The organism is Pedobacter sp. 01T416_2, assembly GCF_056398925.1.
Genome location: NZ_JBFTQI010000635.1, coordinates 1 through 3,516, shown reverse-complemented (window position 1 = coordinate 3,516; position 3,516 = coordinate 1). Strand labels below are relative to the sequence as shown.

Genomic DNA, 3,516 nt, shown 5'->3' with positions numbered 1-3,516 from the left:
CAGATAATGTAGCAAATGGATGGGATGGAACTTTCAAAGGAGTAAATCAACCGATCGGAGTTTATGTGTACATGGTTGACATTACGTTCACCAATGGAACAACATCATTAAGAAAAGGTACAGTAACGCTGATTAGATAAGAAGAGGATTAATAATAAACAGATAAAATCAAAGACCATGAAAATACTATCGGCTTTAAAAATATATGTTGCAGTGCTAGGATTACTGCTGTGTACAGCTAAGTCCTTTGCACAAACTGATCCGCATTTTTCACAATATTATGCAAACCCGTTATATCTTAACCCGGCCTTAACCGGGGTAATAGACGGCGATTACCGTGCAACTGTAAACTTTAAACAACAATGGAGTGCATTAAACAGTTCTTTCTTAACAGGCGGTGCATCGTTCGATATGGCGCCAAAAAAGAACTTTGCATTTGGTGCAACCATTTTAAACCAAAGGGCAGGTGAGTTAGATTTTAACTACCTGTCTGCCCTGGTATCAGGTTCGTACCGTTTAAGGTTTGGTGCCGAGGGTTTACAGATGGTGAGCTTTGGATTACAAGCTGGTGTAATTAACCGCAGTTTCGATTTCTCTCAGGCCAGGTTTGGTAACCAGTTTAATCCAATTTCAGGTTATGATGGTGGTATGATGAGCGGCGAAACACTTTCATCTCAATCTTCTTTGGTTCCTGATGTAAATGCAGGTATCATGTATTTTGATGGTAACCCCAACAAAAGTGTGAACGTTTTCTTAGGAGCAAGTGCGGCACACTTAACCCGTCCTATGGATCGTTTCTCTGGTTCAAATTCACGTATCCCTGTTCGTTTTACTGCACATGGCGGTGCGCGGATCAAGGCTTCAGAGTTATTGGATATTGTACCCAATGCATTGTTTATGTATCAGGGGAATACAAACGAGGTATCTTTAGGTGCTTATGCTCAGCTTAATGTTAATCCATCAGCAAACATTTTGTTTGGTGGTAACTACCGCAATAAAGATGCTGCAATTGCCTTTGTTGGCCTACAGTTAAAGAATATGGTTTTCGGCTTAAGTTACGATATTAATACCTCTACTTTCAACCGTGCTTCTAACAGTAACGGTGGTTTAGAGCTTTCGATATCCTTAATTGGCCGTAACGGTCTTATTGGTCCAAACTTCTTTTGTCCACGTTTATAATTAATCAAATGAAAAAAATATTACTCTTTTTGTTAGTGGCATTTGGCGGTTTTGCAAACGCACAGTATGTGGTGAATTATAAAAAGGTTGCAGATACTTATTTCGAAAATAAGGATTACTACGCAGCATCTACTTTTTATAAAAAAGCCTTAAAAATTACTGGAGATAGTACCCAGGCCATTTTACCGTACGGTATGGAAAGGAAATCAGCAACTGATGACAAAGTGATAGACGATTATGAAGGATCGATTTATAACCTTGCAGAATCTAGTAGGCTGTATAGGGAATTTAACGAGGCTGAAAAATATTATGCCATAGCGATCAACTTTACCAATACACGTTTTAGAAAGGCGCTATTTTATTATGCAGAAAGCTTAAGGGCAAATAAAAAATTTAACCTGGCTATCGATGCTTTTCAACAGTTCATCCAAAAAAATCCTGGTGATGCTTTAGCTAAAGACGCCCAAAAGGAAATCGAATCGTGTAAGTTTGCGATCGAAGAAATGCGTTTTCCGCGCATGGTGCAAGTTAAAAAAGTACCTGGCAATGTAAATGGTTTAGGCTCTAATTATGCTCCTGTTAAAATCAACAATGAGTTGTATTTTACTTCATCCCGCCCGGTTGCTGTAGGTAGTAAAAAAGACATCGTTAAAACAGGTGCTGGAGAAGTTCAGGTATCAACTAAAAGCAATCCGTTCCTTAATAATATTTATACAGCTAAGGGCGAATTAACTTCGGCTGATATTGCAGTAAGAAAAATCGATATCAGTATTCCTAAAAACATGGAAGTTGCTGCTGCTACTTTTACTCCTGATGGAAATACAGTATACTTTACAGCCTGGAAGGATAAAGAAAAATATGCCATTTATTCTTCTAAAAAAACTGGTGATAAATGGGCAGACCCACAACCGGTTGGCTTACAGGTAAACAGTAAAGATTTTAATTCAACTCAACCATTTGTAACCAGCGATGGTAAATTCCTGCTTTTCTCATCTGATAGAAGCGGCGGTTATGGTAAGTACGATCTTTGGTATTGCACCGTTCGCGAAGACGGATCTTTAGGTCAGGCCGTAAACTTTGGCTCAACCATTAATACAGAAGATGATGACCGTGCACCATACTACAACCCATTAACCAAAAAGTTATTGTTTAGTACCGATGGTAGAATAGGTTTTGGTGGTCTCGATTTCTTTGAGTCAGAAGGTGATCTTGTAGATTGGACCAAACCAAAAAATGCTGGTTATCCGTTTAACTCATCAAAAGATGATCTTTACTTCACTGCAACAGATGATAAAGGAACAAAAGGATATATCAGTTCTGATYGCGAGTCATCATGCTGTTTAGAGGTATTTGAAGTGAAAAAAGAATACTTCTCAATTGCAGGTATTTTAACTGACTGTAAAACTAAATTGCCATTAGCAGGGGCAAATGTAACGCTTACCAATGCAGAAGGTGCTCAGAAAATTACAACAGGCACTGATGGTGTATACAGATTTAAAGTAGATTCAAAAAGACCAATCAAGTTGCTTTTTGCGAAAGATAATTATTTCGCAATTACTAAAAACTATCCTTACGAAGAATTGGCTAAAGCAGATACCTTGATTTATAAAGATTACTGTTTAAGCCCTTTCAAATTAGGTATCCCAATGGCTTTGGATAATGTTTATTACGAATTTAACAGCGCCGAACTTACGGAGCCTTCTAAAAAAGTGTTAGACTTCCTGATCCCAATTATGGAAGATAATCCTGAAATGGAAATCGAGTTGGGTTCTCATACGGATAATATTGGAACCGATGAGTATAACTTAGATCTATCGAACAGAAGAGCAAAATCTTGTACAGACTATTTAGAAAGTAAAGGAATTGCCGCTGCTAGAATGACTTCTAAAGGTTATGGAGAATCAATGCCGATTGCACCAAACGAAATCGTAGTTAAACGCAAGAAAAAAGATAATCCCGAAGGAAGAGCAAAAAACAGAAGAACAGAATTTAAAGTAACCAAAAAATAAAACACAATTAACATCCCGGTAAGCCATCTTCCTAAAAAGAAGATGGCTTTTTAATTTATATTAAATTGGCTGGGGATTTGTAACCTAGACCTATGTGCCCCTGAATTTTTAATGCACTATTAACGGATTGTGCGTATGGAACTGCAAACTGCAAACTGTCAATTGATAACTTTCTAAATTAATCTTTGTAATTTTCGCCCACATTTAAATTCAATGAAGCTTAATATTCAACCAACCGTAATTTTTAGAACACCTAAATTTTCATATCAATCTGAACTGGTAGATTGTTGGGAGGAATTAAAAGCAGCAATTGCAATATCTTCTGCAA

Annotated in this window: 2 protein-coding genes; both read left to right on the top strand. The window is 37.4% G+C overall.

Going from position 1 to position 3,516, the window contains the following annotated elements:
* Positions 1–177 precede the first annotated feature (177 nt).
* Entirely contained in the window at positions 178–1,179 is a 1,002-nt protein-coding gene (locus tag AC1DPQ_RS21550; RefSeq protein ID WP_057933132.1) for a PorP/SprF family type IX secretion system membrane protein, read from the top strand.
* Positions 1,180–1,187: 8 nt separating this feature from the next.
* Entirely contained in the window at positions 1,188–3,188 is a 2,001-nt protein-coding gene (locus AC1DPQ_RS21545; protein ID WP_477610828.1) for an OmpA family protein, read from the top strand.
* The last annotated feature ends 328 nt before the right edge of the window (positions 3,189–3,516 follow it).